The organism is Pseudoalteromonas sp. H103, from assembly GCF_001469205.1.
Classification (GTDB): Bacteria; Pseudomonadota; Gammaproteobacteria; order Enterobacterales; family Alteromonadaceae; genus Pseudoalteromonas; species Pseudoalteromonas carrageenovora.
In genome coordinates this window covers 35,187-59,816 of sequence record NZ_LOFG01000016.1, presented here as the reverse complement: position 1 = coordinate 59,816, position 24,630 = coordinate 35,187, and the positions used below count along the sequence as shown (strand labels likewise).

21 protein-coding genes and 1 pseudogene are annotated in these 24,630 nt (G+C 40.3%); 12 read left to right on the top strand and 10 right to left on the bottom strand.

The features are described 5' to 3' along the window. The first annotated feature begins 25 nt into the window (after positions 1-25). The 3 genes from ATS74_RS12505 (at position 26) to ATS74_RS12495 (ending at position 2,696) form a co-directional block, all read left to right on the top strand. Entirely contained in the window at positions 26-682 is a 657-nt protein-coding gene (locus ATS74_RS12505; protein WP_058549222.1) for a DUF2959 domain-containing protein, read from the top strand. 130 nt (positions 683-812) lie between these two features. Continuing rightward, on the top strand, positions 813-1,904 hold the full coding sequence (locus ATS74_RS12500; RefSeq protein ID WP_058549221.1) for an MBL fold metallo-hydrolase: 1,092 nt from the start codon (positions 813-815) through the stop codon (positions 1,902-1,904). A 63-nt stretch (positions 1,905-1,967) separates the two neighbouring features. Next, on the top strand, positions 1,968-2,696 hold the full coding sequence (locus ATS74_RS12495; protein ID WP_058549220.1) for a CBM9 family sugar-binding protein: 729 nt from the start codon (positions 1,968-1,970) through the stop codon (positions 2,694-2,696). 696 nt (positions 2,697-3,392) lie between these two features. Here the strand turns inward: ATS74_RS12495 and typA are convergent. Next, the gene (gene typA, locus ATS74_RS12485) at positions 3,393-5,216 is read right to left on the bottom strand and encodes a translational GTPase TypA (RefSeq protein ID WP_058549219.1); all 1,824 of its coding nucleotides are present in this window, start codon (positions 5,214-5,216) and stop codon (positions 3,393-3,395) included. A 506-nt stretch (positions 5,217-5,722) separates the two neighbouring features. Here typA and glnA point away from each other — a divergent pair. The 5 genes from glnA to ATS74_RS12460 all read left to right on the top strand — a co-directional run bounded on the left by glnA (position 5,723) and on the right by ATS74_RS12460 (position 10,801). Then, positions 5,723-7,129, top strand: coding sequence for a glutamate--ammonia ligase (gene glnA, locus ATS74_RS12480; RefSeq protein ID WP_058549218.1), 1,407 nt, complete (start codon positions 5,723-5,725; stop codon positions 7,127-7,129). A 112-nt stretch (positions 7,130-7,241) separates the two neighbouring features. Next, complete coding sequence (locus tag ATS74_RS12475; protein ID WP_152996119.1) at positions 7,242-7,763, top strand: DUF4124 domain-containing protein; 522 nt, start codon at positions 7,242-7,244, stop codon at positions 7,761-7,763. 83 nt (positions 7,764-7,846) lie between these two features. After that, on the top strand, positions 7,847-8,917 hold the full coding sequence (gene glnL, locus ATS74_RS12470; RefSeq protein ID WP_058549216.1) for a nitrogen regulation protein NR(II): 1,071 nt from the start codon (positions 7,847-7,849) through the stop codon (positions 8,915-8,917). A 14-nt stretch (positions 8,918-8,931) separates the two neighbouring features. Next, positions 8,932-10,317 carry a nitrogen regulation protein NR(I) gene (gene ntrC / locus ATS74_RS12465; RefSeq protein WP_058549215.1) on the top strand — a complete coding sequence of 462 codons (1,386 nt, stop codon included), beginning with the start codon at positions 8,932-8,934 and terminating at the stop codon, positions 10,315-10,317. A 25-nt stretch (positions 10,318-10,342) separates the two neighbouring features. Next, positions 10,343-10,801 carry a cyclic nucleotide-binding domain-containing protein gene (locus ATS74_RS12460; protein WP_058549214.1) on the top strand — a complete coding sequence of 153 codons (459 nt, stop codon included), beginning with the start codon at positions 10,343-10,345 and terminating at the stop codon, positions 10,799-10,801. A gap of 1 nt (position 10,802) precedes the next feature. Here the strand turns inward: ATS74_RS12460 and ATS74_RS12455 are convergent. From ATS74_RS12455 to ATS74_RS12445, 3 genes and pseudogenes are all read right to left on the bottom strand, one after another. Next, a pseudogene (locus ATS74_RS12455) lies at positions 10,803-11,213 on the bottom strand (hypothetical protein); the annotation flags it as partial. A 191-nt stretch (positions 11,214-11,404) separates the two neighbouring features. Beyond that, entirely contained in the window at positions 11,405-11,734 is a 330-nt protein-coding gene (locus tag ATS74_RS12450; RefSeq protein ID WP_442960108.1) for a hypothetical protein, read from the bottom strand. Between the two features lie 85 nt (positions 11,735-11,819). Next, positions 11,820-12,119 carry a hypothetical protein gene (locus tag ATS74_RS12445; protein WP_058549213.1) on the bottom strand — a complete coding sequence of 100 codons (300 nt, stop codon included), beginning with the start codon at positions 12,117-12,119 and terminating at the stop codon, positions 11,820-11,822. A gap of 256 nt (positions 12,120-12,375) precedes the next feature. Between ATS74_RS12445 and ATS74_RS12440 the strand changes: the two genes are divergently transcribed. From ATS74_RS12440 to acnA, 3 genes are all read left to right on the top strand, one after another. Further along, positions 12,376-12,759: an RNA-binding S4 domain-containing protein gene (locus tag ATS74_RS12440; protein WP_058549212.1), complete on the top strand. Its 384-nt coding sequence runs from the start codon at positions 12,376-12,378 to the stop codon at positions 12,757-12,759. A gap of 104 nt (positions 12,760-12,863) precedes the next feature. Next, positions 12,864-13,283, top strand: coding sequence for a hypothetical protein (locus ATS74_RS12435; protein ID WP_058549211.1), 420 nt, complete (start codon positions 12,864-12,866; stop codon positions 13,281-13,283). A gap of 196 nt (positions 13,284-13,479) precedes the next feature. After that, positions 13,480-16,221: an aconitate hydratase AcnA gene (gene acnA / locus ATS74_RS12430; protein WP_058549210.1), complete on the top strand. Its 2,742-nt coding sequence runs from the start codon at positions 13,480-13,482 to the stop codon at positions 16,219-16,221. Positions 16,222-16,327: 106 nt separating this feature from the next. Here acnA and ATS74_RS12425 read toward each other — a convergent pair whose 3' ends face one another. The 4 genes from ATS74_RS12425 to ATS74_RS12410 all read right to left on the bottom strand — a co-directional run bounded on the left by ATS74_RS12425 (position 16,328) and on the right by ATS74_RS12410 (position 21,357). Continuing rightward, entirely contained in the window at positions 16,328-16,873 is a 546-nt protein-coding gene (locus ATS74_RS12425; protein WP_058549209.1) for a DUF4124 domain-containing protein, read from the bottom strand. A gap of 127 nt (positions 16,874-17,000) precedes the next feature. After that, positions 17,001-17,741, bottom strand: coding sequence for a phosphoadenylyl-sulfate reductase (locus ATS74_RS12420; RefSeq protein WP_058549208.1), 741 nt, complete (start codon positions 17,739-17,741; stop codon positions 17,001-17,003). A 43-nt stretch (positions 17,742-17,784) separates the two neighbouring features. Next, positions 17,785-19,482 (bottom strand): assimilatory sulfite reductase (NADPH) hemoprotein subunit, encoded by a 1,698-nt coding sequence (gene cysI, locus ATS74_RS12415; RefSeq protein WP_058549207.1) that lies wholly within the window; start codon positions 19,480-19,482, stop codon positions 17,785-17,787. A gap of 60 nt (positions 19,483-19,542) precedes the next feature. Then, positions 19,543-21,357: an assimilatory sulfite reductase (NADPH) flavoprotein subunit gene (locus tag ATS74_RS12410; RefSeq protein ID WP_058549206.1), complete on the bottom strand. Its 1,815-nt coding sequence runs from the start codon at positions 21,355-21,357 to the stop codon at positions 19,543-19,545. Positions 21,358-21,662: 305 nt separating this feature from the next. On the opposite strand from ATS74_RS12410, the gene ATS74_RS12405 reads away from it, so the two are divergent. Continuing rightward, on the top strand, positions 21,663-23,276 hold the full coding sequence (locus ATS74_RS12405; RefSeq protein ID WP_058549205.1) for an endonuclease: 1,614 nt from the start codon (positions 21,663-21,665) through the stop codon (positions 23,274-23,276). Positions 23,277-23,300: 24 nt separating this feature from the next. Here the strand turns inward: ATS74_RS12405 and ATS74_RS12400 are convergent, their stop codons facing one another. Together ATS74_RS12400 and ATS74_RS12395 are read right to left on the bottom strand one after the other, a co-directional pair. Next, complete coding sequence (locus ATS74_RS12400) at positions 23,301-23,903, bottom strand: hypothetical protein (RefSeq protein ID WP_058549204.1); 603 nt, start codon at positions 23,901-23,903, stop codon at positions 23,301-23,303. A 119-nt stretch (positions 23,904-24,022) separates the two neighbouring features. Beyond that, positions 24,023-24,502, bottom strand: coding sequence for a hypothetical protein (locus tag ATS74_RS12395; protein ID WP_058549203.1), 480 nt, complete (start codon positions 24,500-24,502; stop codon positions 24,023-24,025). Positions 24,503-24,630 lie beyond the last annotated feature (128 nt).

Sequence of the window (24,630 nt, the reverse complement as noted above, 5' to 3'; positions counted from 1 at the left end):
CACTTACACGTAAATAGGGATCCAAATGAAAAAACAAACACTACTTAGCGCCTCTATGCTCGCACTTACGTTAGCATTATCAGGCTGCCAATCAGCTTACTATTCTGCAATGGAAAAAGTAGGTGTTCACAAACGTGATATCCTTATTGACCGTGTAGAAGAAACAAAAGACTCACAAGAAGAGTCACAAGAAGAGTTTAAATCTGCGCTTGAGCGCCTAACTACATTAATAGATTTTAACGGCGGCGAACTGCAAGACACTTATAATCAGTTAAACGACGATTACGAGTCGAGCTTAAAAGCCGCAAACGAAGTATCTAGCAACATCAATAAAGTAGAAGACGTAGCAGAAGCACTTTTTGATGAATGGAGCGATGAGCTAGAGCAATATAAAAGTGCCTCACTTAAACGTGAAAGCAGTAAAAAGCTAGCCGCTACTCAGCGTCAATTTAGCCAGTTACTTAGCTCAATGCGCAGCGCAGAGAGCAAAATGGAGCCAGTACTAACGTCGCTTCATGATAATGTTTTATATTTAAAGCATAACTTAAACGCACAAGCGGTATCGGCTATTAAAGGTGAGTTCACTAACCTTAAGCGCGATATACAAATATTAATGAACGACATGAACAAATCGATTGCCGATTCAAACAAGTTTATAGAGCAAATGAATAGCGCAGGCTAATCACTTTAAACGCACTTATTAAGCCTGCAAAATTGCAGGCTTTTTTGTTGTTACTTTTTGTTACCTTTGAATTATTCGTTAATCTGCTGTTGTTGTTATACTTTTACAAAATAATAATTAAATTACGACAATGAAACTAACTACTTTTAGCCTCATCACTACCTGTATGCTGCTGAGCGCGTGCCACACACCCAATCAAATTGAAGTTATTGCAGGGGAAGATACCATAACTCCACTGCATCAAGATGGAGAACGAAAAGGACGCTTTCATAATCTCTATCCTGGTAAAAAAACGTACCCGACCACCTGCGAAGCCGACTGCTACCCAACGAGCCCTAAACTACAGTGCGAACAAGACAGCGAGAACTGCCAATATATTGCTGAGCAAGAAACGCCAAAATTAAATACTGGCTACACTGTTCGCTGGCTTGGTCATGCCGGATTTATGATCCGCACGCCTAACGGTCAAAAAATGCTATTTGACCCTGTCAAAGAGCAATTTGATTCACCTGTTGATTTAGCCTTTAGGCTAGCCTCTGGGTTTTACAGGCAGCCGGGCGATTGGCTAACGCAAAGTGAGCTCGAGAACTTAGACGCTGTGATGTATTCGCATATTCATTACGATCACTTTAATAAAGCAGATATAGAAGAGCTCGGTAATAAACCTCGCTACTTAACTCCACTAGGTATGGCCGACAACTTCCCTACTGGCGGATTTAACATTAGCGAAATGGCGTGGTACGCAAAAACAAATATTAGTGATTTAGCTATTCATGCCTTACCTGCCCATCACTTTAGTAGCCGAGTAATGGTACCCTTCATTTATGAAGATAACGATAAAGACCTCTGGAACGGCTGGCTGCTTGAGCAAAACGGTAAAACCCTATTCTTTGCAGGCGATACAGGTTACTCAAAGCATTTTAAGGACATTCAGCAAAAATATGGTGATATAGATATATGCTTAATGCCAATAGCGTCTTATTACAGTGAAGAGAGCCCTAATTGGTATCGTTACGTACACACAACACCAGAGGATGCACTAAACGCCGCAAATGATCTTAATTGTAAAGTAATGATACCTTGGGGATTCGGTAACTCAACGTGGAAAATGGGCGACCGCACTAGTCATTCAGCCTTACTGCGGTTATTGCATATGGTCGATGAAATGAACTCTCAAACGCTACTATATATTCTTAACGAAGGCGAAAGTATTTCACTGTAACTCATTGCTTAACTGTTTTAGGATGGTTGTAATATCAAGATAAATAATAAAATTGAGAAATTAATGAAAAAACAAGCATTAGCTTTAAGCTGTTTATTAAGTGCTCCGGTAATGGCCATTGATGTAGCGCATACCTCAACTCCTATTACCATTGATGGCGTATCTGAAAGCGCCTGGGATAAAGCCACTTGGCACGACATGCCGTATTTGATGGATGGCACGCTGCCCTCATCAGATGCCGATTTTAAAGGCCGCTATCGTTTGCTGTGGGATCAAAATTACTTATATCTACAAGCCGATATTGTGGATGATGTATTAATTGATACACACGCAGATCCAACTGTAAAATACTGGGATGACGACGCGCTTGAAATATTTATAGACAGTGATGCATCAGGCGGTATTCACCAGTTTAACCACTCTGCTTTGGCGTACCACATTGGCCTTGATAACCAAGCCGCCGATTATGGACCTGATAAAAAAGCCCACTTGTATACCGACCACCTAGTTAGTAACTGGAAACGCAACACCAGCGCACCTTTTAACATCACGTGGGAAGTTGCCATAAAACTCTACCCTAATGATTATAAAGAAGGGGCTAATAACACTCCGCTCACCCTAACGCCAAAACAAGTAATAGGCTTTATGTTAGCGTATTGCGATAACGATGGCAGTGACGTGCGCGAGCATTTTATGGGTTCGCACGAAGTACAACCAGTAAATGGCGACAGAAATCGTGGCTTTATAGACGCAGACGTATTTGGCAAAATCACCTTACTCCCTAAAAAGTAAGTAATACCAATAAAATAATTGATAACGTAGGTTGGGTTGAGCCTAGCGAGACCCAACGAAAATACCCCACTAACAACAACAGGGACTTTGCAATATCGATTATTTAATTCTCAAGCACGTTTTTGCTTAGACAAAGAGCGCTGCGCCCTAATATAAAGCTAATTTCAGCCACCCTTTTGCTCATGTTTAATAATTTTAAGAAGCAAATCAATTCTGCGATTTGTTTTCTTTGTTTGCTCCCTAATCATGCTCTGCACCACAGCTGAAGTAAAAAATATAACACATATTATTTGTATTAACTCAGTGTCAATATCATAGAAGCTATTAGCGATTGACAACAAAGCAAATGGTAAAAAAATTGATATGAGATCTTACAAGCCCCAATCATTTTTGCCTAACGTTTCAAATGCATCTTTATATTTTTGCAGTTCAGCAATATGTTCTATCTCTGGGTTTGCCTTAATTTCATTTTCGGTATTCACAATAGCTCACGCACTTAGATTGAATATAGCTTCCACAATAGCTCAATACCTTTTTTCGGTTCAACGCTTAAAGCTGTTTAACAATATCGAACCAACCGCGCTGTGTTAATCTGACAGCTTAAAGCTCTTCTCTTGCTAACTAAAAAAGTCCACAAAAAAGCCGCTGTATTTTGCAATACAGCGGCTTTTAAAATCATTATTCTAAATTAATAGATTATGACTTAGGAGCACGACCCGCACGTTTACGCTCATTTTCAGTTAAATGACGTTTACGAATACGAATGTTCTCAGGTGTAACTTCTACTAACTCATCATCAGCAATAAACTCAAGCGCTTGCTCAAGTGAATAGTTAAGTGCTGGTGTAAGTGTTTGTGCTTCATCTGTACCAGATGCACGAACGTTAGTAAGTTGCTTACCTTTAAGCGCGTTAACTGTAAGGTCGTTATCACGGCTATGAATACCGATAACCATACCTTCATAAACCTCAACACCGTGACCGATGAATAAACGGCCGCGCTCTTGTAAGTTAAATAATGCGTTAGTAAGTGCCTTACCTGTAGCGTTTGCAATCATTACGCCGTTCTTACGAACACCTAGCTCGCCACCTTTGTGCGGACCGTAGTGATCGAACGTATGGTAAAGTAAGCCAGAACCTGAAGTTAGCGTCATGAACTCAGTTTGGAAACCGATTAAGCCACGGCTTGGGATCATAAAGTCCATACGCATACGGCCTTTACCATCTGGTGCCATGTCAGTAAGCTCACCCTTACGAAGACCAATTTGTTCCATGATAGAACCCTGGTGCTCTTCTTGACAGTCAATTGTTAGTGTTTCATACGGTTCTTCTAACACGCCATCAACAGTACGTAAGATAACTTCTGGACGAGATACAGCTAGCTCGTAACCTTCACGACGCATGTTCTCGATTAGGATACCAAGGTGTAATTCACCACGACCCGATACGCGGAAGCTATCTGGGTTGTCAGTATCTGCAACGCGAAGTGCTACGTTGTGTACTAATTCTTTGTCTAAACGCTCACGGATATTACGTGATGTTACAAACTTACCTTCTTTACCACAGAACGGAGAGTTATTTACAGAGAACGTCATCGTTACTGTAGGCTCATCAACGCTTAGTGGAGGTAGTGCTTCAACATTGTTAGGACAACAAACTGTGTCTGAAATCTTAAGTTCGCCAATACCTGTTACAGTTACGATGTTACCAGCGTAAGCTTTATCAGTTTCGATACGCTCAAGACCTAGGTAGCTTTGTACTGCACCAATTTTACCGTTACGTTTTGAACCATCTGCACCGATGATTGTAACTTGTTGGTTAGGAGCAACAGAACCACGTTTGATACGACCAATACCAACTACACCAACATAAGAGTTGTAATCTAGTTGAGAAATTTGCATTTGGAAGTCACCTTCAGGATCTGCATCCGGTGGTGATACTTCTTCAACGATCATCTTGAACATAGGTTCCATGTTTTCTGATGGCTCGTCTAAATCTAATGTTGCCCAGCCGTTGATAGCTGATGCGTAGATTACTTTAAAGTCTAACTGTTCGTCAGTTGCACCTAGGTTGTCGAATAAATCAAAGATTTGATCCATAACCCAATCAGGACGTGCACCTGGCTTATCAATTTTATTGATAACTACGATTGGCTTTAAGCCTTGCGCGAATGCCTTTTGCGTTACGAAACGCGTTTGTGGCATTGGACCTTCTTGAGCATCAACAAGTAATAATACTGAGTCAGCCATCGAAAGTACGCGTTCAACTTCACCACCGAAATCGGCGTGTCCCGGAGTATCTACGATATTGATATGGTAGTCGTTCCAAGAAATGGCTGTGTTTTTAGCCAAAATGGTAATACCACGTTCTTTCTCAATGTCGTTTGAGTCCATCACGCGCTCTTCGTTACCGCCGCGTGTTTCTAATGTACCTGATTGCTCAAGTAGTTTGTCAACCAGAGTTGTTTTACCGTGGTCAACGTGCGCGATAATCGCTATATTTCTTAACTGTTCGATGCTCATATATTTACTCAGAGAAATTAATTCTCATTGATCCTGCAAGATCTACGCACTCATCTGCGTTTTCACGAGATGTCCAAGCATAGGATTTAAAAGGGCGCATATTATCCCTCATTAATGACATGGATGAAAGTTTATCCAATACAATTTTCAAAACTTTCTCAATACTTTTACTAAGTATCTGTTTTATATATGACAATTATATGAATTAAATTTCAATTAATTTTTGAAAAACAGCCTTTTTTGCTATTTCGGTGATATTTTTGGCACTCTTTTGCATTTAGGTTATGCTAATTTGAAGCGATTAAATTAGCAGCAAATTACACCCTGTAAATTTTGCACCAAAAGGGATTTTTTACGCACCAAATGGGTGCGTTTGTTTATTCCATTTTGATGCAACTATAAAATTTCAAAGTATAAACAGCCAGTTACAATCATGGCACAAAATCAGCTTACTAAATATCAAAGCAATTATGCAGCAATAATAAAACCCAATAGTTGGAGGACACATGTCACAATCGGTTTTAGATTTTATTAAAGAAAATGACGTTAAGTTCATTGATTTACGCTTTACTGACACTAAGGGTAAAGAACAACATGTATCTATTCCTCATCACCAAGTTGATGAAGACTTTTTTGAAGACGGTAAAATGTTCGACGGTTCTTCAATTGCAGGCTGGAAAGGCATTAACGAATCAGACATGGTGCTAATGCCAGTACCTGAGTCTGTTAAATTAGACCCATTTACAGAAGAAACAACGCTAATTGTTCGTTGTGATGTTGTAGAGCCTTCTACACTACAAGGTTACGAGCGTGACCCTCGCTCTGTTGCAAAACGCGCTGAAGATTACATGCGCTCTACTGGTATCGCAGATACTGTATTATTTGGCCCTGAGCCAGAGTTTTTCCTTTTTGATGACGTTAAATACAAATCAGACATGTCTGGTTCAATGTACAAAGTTGACGCTGTAGAAGCAGCATGGAACTCAGATAAAGATTACGAAGGCGGCAATACTGGCCACCGTCCTGGTGTTAAAGGTGGTTACTTCCCTTGTTCACCGGTTGATTCTTCACAAGATTGGCGTTCAGCTACGTGTTTAGTTCTTGAAGAGCTTGGCCAAGTAGTAGAAGCGCATCACCATGAAGTAGCAACAGCAGGTCAAAACGAAATCGCTACTCGCTTTAATACAATGGTATTAAAAGCGGATGAAATTCAAGAAATGAAATATGTTATCCACAACATGGCTCACTTGTACGGTAAAACAGCCACGTTTATGCCTAAGCCAATTGTTGGTGATAACGGTTCTGGCATGCACTGTCACCAGTCTTTAGCTAAAGACGGTGTTAACCTTTTTGCTGGCGATAAGTACGGCGGTCTTTCTGAAGACGCACTGTACTACATTGGCGGTATTATTAAGCATGCTAAAGCAATTAATGCTTTTGCAAACGCATCTACTAACTCGTACAAACGTTTAGTACCAGGCTTTGAAGCACCAGTAATGCTTGCATACTCTGCACGTAACCGTTCTGCTTCAATCCGTATTCCAGTGGTTCCATCTGAAAAAGGACGTCGTATTGAAGTACGCTTCCCAGATCCAACAGCTAACCCATACCTTGCTTTCTCAGCAATGCTTATGGCTGGCCTTGACGGTATCAAAAACAAGATCCACCCTGGCGATGCAATGGATAAAGATTTATACGACCTTCCAGCTGAAGAAGCAGCAGAGATTCCAACTGTTGCAGCGTCACTTGACGAAGCACTATCTGCACTTAGCGCAGACCGTGAATTCTTAACTCAAGGTGGTGTATTCACTGATGACTTAATTGACGCTTACATTGGTCTTAAGTCTCAAGAAGTTGAAAAGCTTAACATGACAACTCACCCAGTTGAGTTTGAAATGTACTACAGCTGTTAATTTAGCTGTTAAAAAATGTGTGTTCTCAAGCCCGCTTTGCGGGCTTTTTTAATGGTAAAATTAATCAAACTCCACTAGAGTTAAGTTACCGATAAAAATGCAGGGCTGCAGAGTGAATTACAAGATTTTATTACTATTAATTGCTTTAGGATTAAGCAATTATGGTCATGCGGGTGAAAAAAAAATATACGCTTGGAAAGATAAAAATGGCGTATTAGTGTTCTCAGACACACCCCATAAAGGCGCTACCGAGGTAAAACTCACAAGCCAAAGTCTTAATATGCCTGCAACGAATACTGACGTTTTTAACGAGCCAACCCAACCTCAACAAGCGGCGTTTAAAATTGCCATTTCCTCGCCTGAGCATAACCAAACTATACGTGAAAATACCGGTAGTGTTTATGTTACTAGCCGAATAACTCCACGCTTTGAAAGTGGTTTTACTATTCAGCTTTTTATAGATGGTAAAGCTAATGGTCCCGCTAGTGATAGCTCAACCTTTGCAATCAGAGATGTAGAAAGAGGCGAGCACACACTTCAATTAAAACTGTTTAACAGTAAAAACCAAATTATTGCCGTTAGCCAACCTTGCATTTTTTTCATGCACCGAAAAGGGCTAAACTTAGGTAACTAAATAGTGGCTTTACTTATAGGTGCAGTAGGTATTTGATTCAAATAACTTGCTTGCAAATATCAACGCACTAAAGTGGTGCAATCATGATTGATAATAAAAATTTTAGCCCCGAGCTACTCGATGCCATTTGGCAAAACCAAACAACAGCTATCATGCTTCTTGATAAAAAATTTAAGGTTGTTTACGCCAACACAAGCACCAGCGAACTACTTGGACTTGGTAATAAGCGCTTACTAGAGCAACCTTTTGATAGCCTTTTTAATTACCATTCAATTGATTTAAAGCGTATAGAACAATATTCATTAGTTGAAGGTGTAGATTGCCAGCAGCACAGAGCTGACGTGGTTTTTAGCGACTCTCGCCATGCAAAAGTAGCCGTAAGTACAAGGCAAATTAAGTTTAATAATACACTGTATATTTTATTTGAGTGGCGCCAAACAGACGACGAAATTAAACACGACCAAGCATCTAATCAAATGCATCAATATCAAGCAGCCCGAAACTTAATTAGAGGGTTAGCGCATGAAATTAAAAATCCTTTAGGGGGAATTCGCGGAGCGGCGCAGTTATTGCAGTATGAGGTTGATCAACAAGAAAGAGATCAATGTGCCGAGCTCATTATTGAGCAAGCAGACAGATTGCGCGAATTAGTAGATAGGCTCTTAGGGCCAAACCAACTCCCGCAGAAGTCTTATGGCAACATACATCAATCACTTGAGTCGGTAGTAAGACTCAGTACGTTAGACAATTGCTCTAACATTAGTTTGGTAAAAGACTACGACCCAAGCATTCCTGATGTATTCATTGATCAAGGCAAAATACAGCAAGTTGTATTAAACATTGTTCGTAATGCTCAACAGGCACTTGTAGATGGCGGTGAAATAAAAATAAAAACCCGCATTAATCATCAACATCGTCGCCCAGGTAAAGCGCCTAAAAAAGCCTTGATGATCCAAATATCTGATAACGGACCAGGCATTGATCCTAGTGTACGTGAAACGCTCTTCTACCCTATGATCACCAACAAAGAAGGTGGCTCGGGTTTAGGGCTTTCAATAGCGCAAACACTCATAGATCAGCATGATGGCTACATAGAATGTGATAGCTGGCCTGGACATACTGAATTTAATATCTATCTGCCCTTTGCAGATTAATGTTTGGAGTTTTCATGAAAACAGTTTGGCTTGTAGATGATGATGCATCAATTCGATTTGTACTCGAAAAAGCACTTACCCGTTCAGGGTTTACCACGGAAAGCTTTGCTAATGCGCAAGATGTATTAAGCGCATTAAAGTTTAGCCAACCAACTGTTTTGGTATCTGACGTTAGAATGCCAGGCATGGATGGCATGGCATTGCTTGAACTTATTGCAGAGCAAAACCCTGGGTTGCCGGTTATTATAATGACCGCCCATTCAGACTTAGACTCAGCAGTTAATGCGTTTCAAAAAGGCGCATTTGAATACCTAGCAAAACCGTTTGATTTAAACGAAGCCGTAGCTTTGGTTGAAAGTGCATGCAGAGCAAACTCCACTAAAAAAACAAAACGTAAGCAAGCTCCACCTAAAAGCGCGCACATTATTGGTGAAGCACCTGCCATGCAAGAAGTGTTTAGAGCCATAGGTAAGCTTTCGGCCTCTAGTATGAGTGTGCTTATTAATGGTGAATCAGGTACTGGTAAAGAGCTGGTAGCCAGCGCATTGCATAATCACAGTCCGCGTAAAGAAAACCAATTTATTGCTCTTAACATGGCCGCAATTCCAAAAGAACTCGTTGAGTCTGAATTATTTGGCCACGAAAAAGGCGCGTTTACCGGTGCCGATAGCGTTCGTAAAGGCCGCTTTGAACAAGCAAACGGCGGCACACTGTTTTTAGATGAAATTGGCGATATGCCACTTGATGTACAAACTCGTTTATTGCGCGTACTGGCCGATGGGGAGTTTTATCGTGTTGGCGGTCATCAAAGCATAAAAGTAGATGTACGTATTATTGCAGCAACGCATCAAAATTTAGAAGACTTAGTAAAACAAGGTAAATTTAGGGATGATTTATTTCATCGCTTAAATGTAGTGCGCCTACGCTTACCTGCGCTTCGTGAACGTACTGAAGACATTGAGCGCCTTGCACAGCACTTTTTACATAAAAGCGCTAAAGACCTGCAAGTAGACAGCAAAATCTTAAGCCCAAAAGCCACTGATCAATTACGTTTATTTAGCTGGCCAGGTAATGTTCGCCAACTAGAAAACACATGCCGATGGCTTACTGTTATGGCACCGGGGGAGCTTGTAAGTGAGCAAGACTTACCACCTGAAATACTTGATGCTTCACCTACTCAACAAGAAGGTGATTGGCTTGATGCATTTCAACAATGGCTTAATCAAGAGCTTAAACAAGGCAAAGAAAACATATGGCCTGATATTCAAGCCCAGCTTGAAACTCGATTAATAAAAACAGCCCTCGCTAATTGCTCTGGCCATAAACAAGATGCAGCCATAAAAATAGGCTGGGGACGCAACACGTTGACCCGCAAATTAAAAGAGCGCAATATTAACTAACACTCCTTATTAATTTTGGTTATTGATGAAGTTAATTGAACATATTCCTTTGTTTAAACAAATGGAAATTATAAATAGGCTGCACTTTTTTAAAGACTTCACACTTGGTGAGCGCCAAGTGCTTTTAGAATCGTTTGGCCTTTTATATTTAGTTAATCAACATCAGTTTTTATTTAAACAGTTCGATAATGACAAGCGCTTATATATTGTATTAAGCGGCGCATTATTAGTATTTAAGCACAACCACTTATTAGAGCTAGGTACTATTGAGCCTGGTGAGTTTATAGGTGAAGGTGCATTTATTAATAACCGAGAGCGTAGCACCAGCGCTCGTGCTAAAACCGACACCATAGTACTTGCCATTACCCCAGAGGCACTTACTCGCTTGCCTAATGTAATACGCGAAAAAATTAAAGACCGAATTATTGAAGGTATGAGCCTGCGCATTGCTAAGCTTAGCGAGCATATAGAAACGCACGGTTAGCTCAGTCCATATAAACAGTTTGTAATGAGCAATCAAGCCAGCCGGGGTTACTAACGTGCGCAGTAAACGTGTAAGTATCTGAAGGCTTGGCACCAAAGGGGGTATTTACAAGTGGCTGTGAATGGCTATATGTTTGCGAATAGGTTTTATAATAAATAACAACATACCCATACAAATACTCCCAACTGAGCCTCACAACCGCACCACTTGGTAATGTAAATTCAACATGTTCATTTGCAAATTTGACCGCTAAATCATTGTACTTATCGTCACTGCAATGGGTTGTTCGTAACCGAGAGGGCATAGCGAACGCGTCTTCCCCATCTGTACTCTTTAAATAAAAACCAATATTCCCATCACAATAAAAGTGATTTGCTCGTGTGGTGTAGTTAATTTCGGGTTGATAATCTAGGGCGTGTTGACCTTTCGTGGTTGAATTTGCAGCAGGCTGTTTGGTATTTAAGCAAGGCAGAGCCTATGTAGTGTGGTTGTTCCCCATAAATAGGCGATAACGCAGCATAAAGACCAAACATGCGCTGCCCAAAGGGTTCTTTCTAGGGACGATTGACTCTTTGTTGCTCGGTTTTTACTTAGCCCACTAGGTTACAAACCTCGCGCCGCAATTAAATCGCCCCTAGATTGAACAAACTTCAATCCACAAAGGTCAACACGCCCTGGCTCTTGCATAATAATAGCTAACTGCTCAGTCTCTTTTTGGTAAATTTTATCGCTTGATAAAAGCAATGTGGCTTCACCAAAATCCGATGGAATTGCCAACGGTACGTATTCATAAGGGAGGTTTTGTGCGCTTAGTGCAGCATCTAGTTGATTGCGTTGCTCATCTTGCAAGTTTTCACTAAATACATACACGGTAGGTTGTTGGCACGCAGCTAATAATAATGCCAACACACATATCAAAATTCCATTTTTCATAGTTCCCCTCCAATGATTACACTTGTAGTCTATTAGAGAACACTATCAATAGCAATTTAATAACAATTCGCTTAATTAAATATTATTACTGATTGATATGACTGGTTTGGCTATCTAACCATGCATCAACACTTTGTCGAGTGTATAAAACTTCGTTAAACAAGCGGTGGCGTTCAAATTCAAGCTTTGATTTTCTAAGCGGATCGCCACTAATTAAACGGCTGTGCGTATCATTAAATTTTGAAATAACCGAAAAGCCACTGTCGCTAAGTTGTGTTTGCTCTTTTACCAAACTCGCTAGATGCGATCTTACGTCGTCAGCAGTTAACATATCAGAATTATCTAAACCCATTAGCTCTTTTTTCATTGCTAATCTTACGCCCATTTTCTACTCCGTTTTATATGTATACATTACACATCAGTTAATCCGCCAGAGTTTTAGCAATTAGCGAGCCATCAATGAAAATCATTTGCCGTGAAGCTTAACCTGCAATTGCTTCAGTTTTCTTAAAGACAGAGAAAAAGGCATAAAAGTTTCAATATAATTAGCCAACACCTTCTTAGTTTTATATTTGCTTTGGTGCAAAATGCTCTACAAGCCTTTATACTAGGGGACTATGCGTTACCCCACTGGAGCTAACATGAACGAAGAATACATAGAGATTGAATTAGAAGAAGAGCCAATAGAGCTTTGCAAATTATTAAAAGTACTTGATTTAGTTGAAGGTGGCGGCCAAGCAAAAAACCTAATCGCTGAAGGCTACGTGGGTGTTAACCATGAAATTTGTACAATAAAACGGAAAAAATTATACAGTGGCGACGTATTAGAATTTGATGGTGAGTTTTTTCAATTATCATTAAGTGAAGATGCAATCCCTGCAGAGCGAGTAGTAGTGCAAAGTACACCAGAGCCAAAAACAACGCCTGAAAGCACTTCTAATCAACCTGCTAAAAGTAAGCGTAAGCGCACTAAAAAGCCTAAAAGAGATGAAAATACAGGGCGACGCCCAATTTCATTTGGCTAAAATTTAGGCGTCATTGCAATTTTTAAATATAAAAGCCAGCTTGTAATGCTGGCTTTTTTACTCTTTAATTACCTTGTAAATAACAATAAAAACAAGGTAATAACATGTCTACACCCACTTGGTTGAAACCGCTTGCTTGGGCTGCACTTATTTGGAACTCTCTAGGTGTTATTGCATTTGTGATGCAAATGATGATGACCCCTGAACTGATAAGCAAACTGCCTATAGATCAACAAGCTGCCTACTCTGACATTCCCCTTTGGTCTACCATTGCTTTTGCTATAGCCGTATTTGGAGGCTTGCTAGGGTGTATTTTTTTACTGAAGAAAAAGGCGCTCGCCATACCGACATTTACAGTGTCTTTAGCGGCTATTTTACTGCAGCAATACTATAACTTTGTTGTTATAAATAGTATTGATCTGTTAGGAGCAAGTGCTGTGTTTATGCCTATTTTAGTTATTATTATTGCCATAGGCCTGCTTTATATAAGTATTAAAGGTAAGCAACAAAGCTGGTTAAACTAATTACGTTTAAGGGCTAATATTTTTTGGCCCTTTATCACCCTTGAAAAACCATTCTTCGCCATCACCTCTATACTTATTGCTGTACAAATTTCGCACTTTTAACCACGTAGTTTACGCTGGTATATACTTTGCACATAAGAAAATAAAAGAGGTCATCTTTTCAAGGATATTTACCTAATTACCAAAGGGGCAAAAAATGAATAGTTTCGAAACAGAACATCAACTAACTATTAATGGCGAGCAATATCATATTCACTCACTTAAAGGATTAGGCGATAAAGCTAAGCGACTGCCCTTTTCCCTCAAAGTATTACTCGAAAACCTGCTACGCAATGAAGATGGCGTAAATATAAAAGAACAAGACATTCAAGCCCTCCTAAATTGGGATTCTAAAGCTAAACCATCATCTGAGGTCGCTTTCACACCAGCACGTGTCGTTATGCAAGATTTTACAGGTGTTCCTGCAATTGTCGATTTAGCGGCCATGCGTGATGCTATGGAGAAGCTAGGTGGCGATCCTGCAAAAATAAATCCGCTATCTCCTGCTGAACTTGTTATTGACCATTCAGTACAAGTAGATGGTTACGGCGATGATGGCGCATTTGATTTAAATGCAAAGCTAGAATACGAACGTAATAAAGAACGCTATGAGTTTTTACGTTGGGGGCAAACAGCGTTCGATAACTTAAAAGTTGTGCCACCAGCAACCGGGATTGTTCATCAAGTAAATTTAGAATACCTAGCACGTGTTGTATTTAACGAAGACAGTAATGGTAAAAAGTTTGCTTACCCAGATACCTTAGTAGGCACCGACTCCCACACCACTATGATTAATGGCTTAGGTGTTCTTGGTTGGGGCGTAGGCGGCATTGAAGCCGAAGCTGCAATGCTTGGCCAGCCAATTAGCTTACTCATTCCACAGGTGGTTGGCATGAAGCTAAATGGTCGCCTTCCTGAGGGAACAACAGCAACCGATTTGGTATTAACAGTAACCGAAATGCTACGTAACCACGGTGTTGTAGGTAAGTTCGTAGAGTTTTATGGTGACGGCCTGGTTGATCTACCTCTGGCGGATAGAGCAACGATTGCTAATATGGCACCCGAGTACGGCGCTACGTGTGGTATTTTTCCTATTGATGATGAAACCATTAATTATTTACGCCTAACAAACCGCGATGAAAAACACCTTAAAGTAATTGAAGATTACGCCAAACACCAAGGTTTATGGCGCAACGATGGCGACGAAGCAAATTATACCGATACCCTTGAACTTAAACTTGATGATGTCGTGCCAAGCCTTGCTGGGCCTAAACGTCCGCAAGACAGAATCGCATTAGATAAAGCCGGCGAAGTTATTGGCCAGCACTTAAAAGGCTTTCAAGATGAGCGCATGGAGCGCCGTGATAAAAGTGATATAGAGCAAGCTCGCATTGAAAGCGAAGGCCCTACCACTAATCCAGATGAGCCAGTAGACGAAGCGCAGTTTATGGGGGCTGCAAAAGTTAAGTTTAAAGGACAAGAATTTGAACTTAACGATGGCGCCTGTGTTATTGCAGCCATAACTAGCTGTACAAACACCTCAAACCCAAGTGTAATTTTAGCCGCTGGTTTAGTAGCAAGAAAGGCTAAGCAACTCGGCATTGATGTAAAACCATGGGTTAAAACATCACTTGCGCCGGGCTCCCAAGTTGTAACTGACTACCTGGAAAAAGCAGATTTGATGGATGACCTAGAAGCACTAGGCTTTAACTTAGTAGGTTATGGCTGTACAACATGTATTGGTAATTCAGGCCCACTAGCAACAGAGATATCAGATGCCATTCAAAAGCATAAGCTGGTTGTAAGCTCAATTTTATCGGGTAACCGTAACTTTGAAGGGCGAATTCACCAAGATGTTAAAATGAACTTTTTAGCATCACCGCCACTGGTTGTTGCCTATGCAATTGCAGGTCGAACAGATATAGATGTATATAACGAACCCCTTGCGCAAGATAAAAACGGTAACGATATTTACCTTAAGAATATTTGGCCAAGTGTAAGTGAAGTGAATGAGTTAGTACAAAAAACGGTAACTAAAGAAATGTTTGAAAAAAGCTATGCCAATGTATACGAAGGCGATAGCCGCTGGCAAAAAATTCAAATTCCAAATGGTAAACTTTACGATTGGAATGATGAATCAACTTATATCAAAAAAGCCCCATTCTTTGATGGCATGAAGGTAGAACCGCCTGGCGTTCCTACAATTGAAGGCGCACGCTGTTTAGCTAAATTAGGCGACTCAGTAACTACTGATCATATTTCGCCTGCTGGTGCGATAAAAGCAGATGCTCCTGCTGGCCTATACTTGCAAGAAAAAGGCGTAGAAAAAGCGCAGTTTAACTCATATGGTTCACGCCGTGGTAATCACGAAGTAATGATGCGCGGTACATTTGCCAATGTAAGGCTTAAAAACTTGCTCGCACCGGGTACTGAGGGTGGTGTTACTCGCACGCAACCAGAAAACGACCTAGCTAGCATTTACGATGCGGCTATGGAGTATCAAAAAAATGAAACGCCATTAATTATTTTGGCAGGTAAAGAGTACGGTACAGGCTCATCGCGTGACTGGGCAGCTAAAGGCTCATTGTTGCTTGGTGTAAAAGCAGTAGTAGCGCAAAGCTATGAGCGTATACACCGCTCTAACTTAATTGGTATGGGGGTTTTACCTCTGCAATTTAAAGATGGCGAAAGCTATGAGTCGTTAGGATTAACGGGCCAAGAGCAATTTGATATTGAAGGCCTTTACGATAAAACTGACGAAGTAAGTGTAATAGCCACTAATGCTGAAGGTAAAAAGGTAAGCTTTAGTGCCGATGTACGTATTGATACCCCTAAAGAGTGGGATTACTACAAACACGGCGGTATTTTACAATATGTACTGCGTAATATGCTTGATTAATTTGCGCCGTAATTAATGCATTTAAAAGCCCAGCTTAGTAAATAAGCTGGGCTTTTATATTTGTTAATCAATATTGAGCTGCACTGGCTTCTCTAGAACGCAATAACTAAAGCGCGCTTAAGTTGTTTATTTCTTTATTACGCTTTTCTAGTTTTTCTTTTACGTTTTCCGCATCATCAAATAACTTTTTAACCGAGTCAGGATTAAATATTGATGGGGTTTCTGGGTTTGCTGTCATTTTGTTTGTATTAGGTGCAGCGTTTAAAATAGACGTGTCTTCAGCAGCAATAACAGTAATATCTTTAGGGTCTAACTTTACCTCAATACTTGTTACATCTGGATTTGGCGTATCTGAAAAATGCCACTGGCCGCTTTCATCTTGCCACTTATAAATTTTATTACTTGATGTAGTAGAAGGAATTGGCTCATCAGAAATGCTGCTCGCAATTTTATCGCCAGCTTGCTTTACACCCTGTACTGCTTGGTCGAGTGTATTTGTAGAAAGTGCGACCATTTTTTCTTTAATTTGCAGGGATTCGTTGCTAATTGAGGATGTAGAAAGCCATGTTTGGCCGTCGGGCTTTTTTAAATAAAACAATGAGATAACAGCAATAACCATGATTGATATTGCTAAATAGGTAAAGTATTTCATAGCGTTCCTGCTTTAGTTAATCCTTTATTGTAATGAGTCTAATAAAAAATTCTTAAACAGGCAATTTTTTTGTAATAAAAACGCAGCTTAAGCTGCGTTTAAAATATACATTTTTTAGTATAAACGATTAAATACCGTCACCATCAATGTGCAAGCCACATTCACGATTTAAACCAAAAAAGCGGGTTTCCTCTTCGCTCATTCCTGGCTCTAGTTTACGCGTAGTATGTACATCACCCATCGACACATAACCTTGCTCCCATAATGGGTGGTAAGGTAAATCGTGCTTAGTAAGGTATTGATATACATCGCGGTTTGACCATTCAATAATTGGGTACACTTTTACCGTACCACGGCTTATTTCTACAAACTGCTTATCAGCACGAGTAGATGATTGATCGCGTCGCAAACCACTAAACCAGGTGCCTGCTTCAATGTCTTTAAGTGCGCGGGTCATCGGCTCAACTTTATTAAGCTGGTTATATTGCTTAATACCCTCTTCGCCTTGTTCCCACAGCTTACCAAATTTAGCTTCTTGCCATGCGGGGCTTAGCTGCGCTTTGTACACTTTTAGATTAAGTGACAGCCGTTCACTCATTTGCTCAATAAACTGATAGGTTTCAGGAAACAAGTAGCCCGTATCGGTTAAGACTACAGGTATATCTGGGCGTTGTGAGGTCATTAAATGCAGCATTACCGCTGCTTGAATACCAAAGCTAGATGATAAAAATGCCGTCTCAGGCAAGTTATCAAGCGCCCATGCAACACGCTCCTCAGCGCTCATATTCGCTAGTAAACCATTAGCATCAGCTAACATAGCCGCTTGGCTTTGTTTATCCTGCTGTAAAATATTTTTAAATTCACTCATGGAAAATTCCAAGCCTCACCAGCGCTAAAACGCTGGTATTTAATTATGCGTGAAAATCGGTTACTGACACTTTAACTTCAGCAACAATGCCTTTGCGAATAACAAAGTCACCAAAACATTCACCGTCGTTGCGCTCACTTGCCCACTGCCCAATTAGCTTATCAAACTCGTCTAGGTAAACATCTTCGCCTACGTTTTCTAGGTACAATTTAGGAATGCGTGTACCTTCAAGGTTACCGCCTAGGTAAACGTTATATTTACCCGGGCCTTTACCTACTAAACCGGCTTCTGCGAGCATTGCGCGGCCACAACCATTAGGACAACCAACAACACGCATAATAATGCTGTCATCTGGAATGCCGTGTTTAGCTAGCAGTGCTTCGGTTTTTTCAATTAAGCTTGGTAAGTAACGCTCAGCCTCAGCCATAGCAAGCGGACATGTTGGTAATGCTACACATGCCATAGAGTTTTTGCGTTGCTCTGTATCTTTATCATCAATTAGGCCGTGATTACGGGCAATCTCTTCTATCACTGCTTTTTGATCTGCCGGTACACCCGCAATAATTAAGTTTTGGTTTGCCGTCATGCGCATGTCACCTTGGTGAACTTCTGCAATTTTACGACACCCTGTTTTAAGTGGCTTACCTGGGTAATCTAAAATACGGCCGCTTTGAATAAATAGTGTTAAATGGTGCTTACCATCAATGCCTTCAACCCAACCAATACGATCGCCACGATGAGTAAACTCAAACGGACGGCTTGGTGCAAATTTAACGCCTGAACGCGCTTCTACTTCTGCTTTAAATACATCAGTACCCACACGGTCTAGTGTGTATTTAGTTTTTGCATTTTTACGGTTTGAACGGTTACCCCAATCGCGTTGTACAGATACAACATGCTCAGCAATTTTTAAGGTATCTTCTAAGGCAATAAAACCAAAGTCATCTGCTTTACGCGGATACGTTGCGGTATCACCGTGAGTCATGGCAAGGCCACCACCAACAAGGACGTTAAAACCAACAAGCTTGCCGTTATCGGCAATTGCCACAAAGTTTAAATCGTTAGCGTGAACATCAACTTCGTTATTAGGCGGAATAGTTACCGTTGTCTTAAACTTACGAGGTAGATAGTTAGACCCTAAAATTGGCTCTTCTGTAGTTTCTGCTTTTTCGCCATTTAGCCAAATTTCAGCATACGCTTTGGTTTTTGGTAATAAATGCTCAGAAATTTTTGCAGCCCAGTCGTAAGCTTCTTGATGTAGCTCAGACTCAACAGGGTTAGTAGTACACAGTACGTTACGGTTAACATCGCCCGCAGTTGCAATAGAGTCTATGCCTACACTGTTGAGCATTTGGTGCATGCCTTTAATATTTGGCTTTAATACACCATGAAACTGAAACGTTTGACGCGTAGTTAAACGAATGCTGCCGTAGCTTGTTTTGTCATCAGCAAATTTATCGATTGCTAACCACTGCTCCGGCTTAATAATACCGCCAGGCATACGCGCACGTAGCATTACGTTATGAAGCGGTTCTAGCTTTTGCTTTGCACGTTCACCACGAATATCACGGTCATCTTGTTGATACATGCCGTGAAAGCGTATTAATTGAAAGTTATCGGCTGTAAAACCACCGGTAATTTCGTCTTTTAAATCTTGCTCTATGGTGCCACGTAAAAAGTTACTTTCTCTTTTCAAACGTTCATTATCAGAAAGTTTTACGTTTTTATCTTGTTCGCTCATTTTAAATCCTAAATTTGTTACAGTGACGGCTGCTAGCTGTTAATAAAATAAGAAACGTGATTAATACACGTCTTTCTGATAGCGGTTAGCGCTACGTAAGTCTTTTAAATATTGCTCTGCGTCTTCATTGCTCTTGCCTGTGTTTTCTTTAACAATATCAACAAGTGCATTGTGTACATCTTTTGCCATGCGGTTTGCATCGCCACAAATATATAAGTGCGCACCCGCTTCTAGCCATTCAAATACGCCTTTGCTGTTACTGCGTAATTTGTCTTGTACATATACTTTTTCTGCTTGGTCACGGCTAAATGCAACATCTACTTTATTAAGTAAACCTGACTTTAAATAACCTTGAATTTCTACTTGGTATAAAAAGTCTTGAGTAAAGTGTGGGTTACCAAAAAACAGCCAGTTTTTACCTTGTGCTTCACGCGAGTCACGCTCTTGTAAAAATGCGCGGAATGGCGCAATACCGGTGCCAGGGCCAACCATAATCACTGATGTATTGTCGTCTGTTGGTAAACGGAAGTTATCATTATGTTCGCTAAATACTTTAACTTTACAGCCTTCTTCAGCACGACGAGTTAAGTAACCAGAACAGCCGCCTAAGTGCTCGCTATCAAATGCATCAAACTGCACTAAACCTAGTGTTAAATGTACTTCGTCTTCAACCTCACTTTGACTAGAGGCAATCGAATATAAACGAGCTTGTAATTTACGTAAGCAATCTACTAGCGTTTGCGCATCAAGCTTTGCTGGGTTTTGACGAATAACATCATATATTTGGCGAGGCTCAATGTATGCTCGCATTGCAGCTTTATCTTCAACTAGCTTAAGTAACTCTGGCGTGCCCGTAGCAATTGCATATTTTTCTACAAATCCTGGGTATGACTGAGTTAGCTCTAGCTTCTCAATTAAGGCGTTACGTACGCTTAGCTCTTCTTCGCCTACTTTTACAATGCTTGTTGCATCTATTTGAGTAAGTGTAAGTACTTCATCAACTAATACATCGTCATTTAAAAAGTACACACCTAATGAATCACCTGGTGTGTAGGTAATATCAGAACCTTCAAGCGAAATTTCAACATGGCGTACGTCTTTAGTAGAATCGCGGCCAGTAATTTTTTGAACTGTTAAAAGCTCTGCTTCAAACGGATTCTGCTTGGTGTATTGGCTTGCTGCAGCCGTTGGCGCACCAAACGGCATTGACACAACTTGGCCGCCCGCCGCATCTTGCTGCGCTTTTAAATCTGGCTCAAAAGCGTCTATTGCGCCTGCAATCCACGCTGCAGCTTCATCATCGTAATCTACGTCTAAATCAGCACGTTGATAGATAGTTTGCGCACCTAGTTTATTTAAGCGTTCTTCAAAATCTTTGGCTGTTTGGCAGAAAAACTCATAGCTAGAATCACCCAAACCTATAACAGCTACTTTTACATCATCTAATTTAGGTGCTTTTTTAGTGGCTAAAAATTCATGTAATGTTTCTGCATCTTCTGGCGGCTCGCCCTCACCGTATGTAGATACAACGATGGTTAAAAACTTTTCTTTTTTCAGGGCTGTTGGTTTGTAATCCGACATACTTACTAACTTAACAGCAAGTCCACGCGACTCGGCTTGCTCTTTTAGCTTAGTTGCTACGCCTTTTGCGTTACCTGTTTGAGAACCATATAAAATAGTTAACGGTGCAGCATCGCCTGCAGCAGGTGTATTTGCAACTGGGCCACCTAATGCAGCCGAGTTTGCATTAGCGGCTAAGTAACCACTTACCCACGCTTGTTGAATTGGATTAAGTTCAGCCACTAAGCCTTGCAGCTTCTGTACTTGCTCTTGCGTTAGCGGGCTTGCCGCAGCGTTTAGTTGACCTAACAACATGAATCTATTCCCCATAACCCTGAAAAATTAAACACAATGCAATTTAAGCATTGTTGAAAATGAGTTTCCCTCTTGCAGAGCGTCTCTGTTGAGGTTTTCTAAGTGTGAAGGATAACGGGCTATGCGTTTATAAAAAAAGAATAGAATCTGCTTTGTTATTCCATTTAGTTATTAATTTATATAAAGACCTTCAAAAACAGCTTAAAGGCTTATTATTGCTATTTCATTAAGTTTAAATTTAACAATTTTGTAACCAAGCGCCATTAGTGTATGTTATTTATTCAACTATAAAAATAGGAACAACCATGTTACACGGGAAATATAAAACTAAATTATTAGGCAGCGCTATATTATTAGCAGCCCTACCCACTATGGCTAACGTAGCCAATGGTGACTTTGAACAATGGACTGGCAATACACCTAGCTCTTGGACCACCATTGATAGCGGAATCAGCTTAACGCACTCAACCAGTACAGTTAAAAGCGGTAGTAGCGCCGCAGCTATAAATGTAAAGACAGCTTCGCAAAGCAATACCGATCTACTACAACAAATAAGCGTTGAAGCAGGTAAAACATATGAATTTTCTGTGGATGTTTACCACACCGAAGGTAAAGTTAAAGCACGCTTGTATATAGATGGTTATCAAGGCTATTCAAACCAAGCACAAACTAATCAATGGCAAACTATAAGCCATAGCTATACGCCAAGCAGTAATAAAATAATTAATGTAGGGCTTCGCTTTTATGATGTAAGCGGCTTTGATGGTAGTGAAACCGTTTATATCGACAACTTTTTACCTAATACCGATGGCAGCTCCTCAACAAGTTGCAACGACAATAGCCTCACTTTGACGTTGAATACAGATAACTACGGTAGCGAAACCAGCTGGGCGGTTAATAATGACCAAGGTAGCAGCGTTGCTAATGGCAGTGGTTATGCATCAAACACCCAATACAATGAACAACTGTGCTTAACTGATGGCGCATATACACTTGTTGTAAGTGACAGCTACGGAGACGGCATGTGTTGTAATGTTGGCAACGGTAGCTATACGCTTACTCAAGGCTCTACAGAGCTTGCAAATGGTGCAAGCTTTAACAGTACCGACAGCACTTCATTTACTTTAGGTGATGGCGATGGAACAAACCCAACGCCTACGGGATACTATGTTACAACTCAAGGGCTATCCGGTTATGCTTTAAAAACTGAGCTTTACAACATTATCAACAACCACAGCTCGCAAGGTTACTCTGCTATTTGGAATTTTTACGATTCATCAGCACGCGATAAATACTTTGAAAACGATAACAGCATTTTAGATATGTACAGTGAAAAGCCTAACGGCAGCGATAGTTACACATACACTGCTGTAAGCGATCAGTGTGGTAATTATAGTGGAGAAGGTAATTGCTATAACCGTGAGCATTCGTTCCCTAAAAGCTGGTTTGGCGGCACAAATGAGCCAATGAATTCAGACGTGCACCACATTTACGCAACTGACGGTTATGTAAACTCAAAACGTAGTAACTATCCATTTGGTGAAGTAGCTAGTGCATCATTTACATCAACTAACGGTAGCAAGGTAGGCACAGCAACAAGTTCATTAAACTACTCTGGTACTGTATTTGAGCCAATAGATGAGTTTAAGGGTGACTTTGCGCGTGCTTATTTTTATATGGCTACGCGCTACGAGAACGTAATAGGTTCGTGGCAAAATAACACAACTGCAAGTAATGCAGTACTTAATGGTACAAGCAATCAAGTATTCGAGAGTTGGGTTGTAACCATGCTGCTTAATTGGCATAACGCAGACCCTGTTAGCCAAATGGAGCTTGACCGCAACCAAGCCGTTTATGAGTTTCAAGGGAATCGTAATCCGTATATCGACCACCCTGAATTTGTAGACATGATTTGGTAGTAAATAGTTTATAAGGTTTTAGCCTCAGCACTGACTGGGGCTTTTTAATACCTGTACTTTTTGCTCAGCAATAAGTGACTCCACATACAGCTTTTCTAGATTCCAGGGGTGGCGTTTCCACCCCTTAAAACCAAAGCCGGTAATATACACTTGTGCTTGTTGCTTTAAAAAGTACTCAATAGCTAACACCCCAGAGCTTGGCGCTTTTGGTTTAAAAGCGGGTTTGCCAAAAATATGCAAATGTTTTAAAAAAGCATTTTTTTCGCGCAGAGGAATTCGGTCTACATTTGCATATTCACTATATTTGAGCGTTATTTTATTACCATGATCAATACAGCCCTTACGCTGAATTAGCTTGTAAAAGGTTTGAGTAAATAAATTAGGTTTAGGGTCGGTGATCATGACATTTTGCAGCCGCTTTATATCTATAGCTGGAAATGCCGTGGTAAATTTTAAACCTTGCTTACCCCTACCGACTAACCATAAATCAGTACATTTAAGACCTAAGTGTTCTGGCATGTTTGCACACATATTGAAACGCACCACTCTATCAAAGCTGTTTATCGATTTACTGATATCGTCTTCTACAGGGCCATTACCTATAATTAAAACTAACTGCTTGGTCATGCTACTTTCCATGTATATTTATTGGAACATACTAGCGCGCATATTTGTATTTTCCAAATAAGTAATATGAAACTTTTATTGTAGCAAACAAGCCTCCAACTCAACGTAAGTATGCTTATCTACCAATTATTATTACTTAGTGCCTGCTGTCCTAACTCTAACGACTCGTAGCGTTTACCTGTAATTTTAATAAGCCAAACCTTATCTGTAAAAGTTCGGCTTAAATAGACTGTTTGACCGTTTGGGATCTGCGGCATAAAAGAAGAGATAGATTGCCACTTCCCATCAACTTGCTCTTTAAGTTTCATACTGGCATTAAAGTAGCTGCCATCTTTATTTGGTTTTACCTCTAGCGCTGTTAGCTTCTTCTCATCACCAATTTCTATCAGCGCACTTTTGTCTAACAAAGTAAGTAACTGGGGTTGATGGATAGGACTCAAGCTTTTTAGGGTTTCTTCAATTTTACTATCAACGGTAACTTGGTTTTTAAGTTTATAAATACTGGCTTTAATTGCAAAAACAGGCTCAGCATAACTAGCATTCGTATAAAAAAATGCTCCTATAAGCACTAAAATAGCGCAAGTATATTTGTTTAACATTTTATAGCTCCTTAGTAGCGTTAGGGTTGAGCATAACTGAAATTGCGCTATTTAATATATAAGCTACTAATATTCATAATATTCTTTGTATTAATAGGTATGAATATTACTTATTAGGGTATTTATAA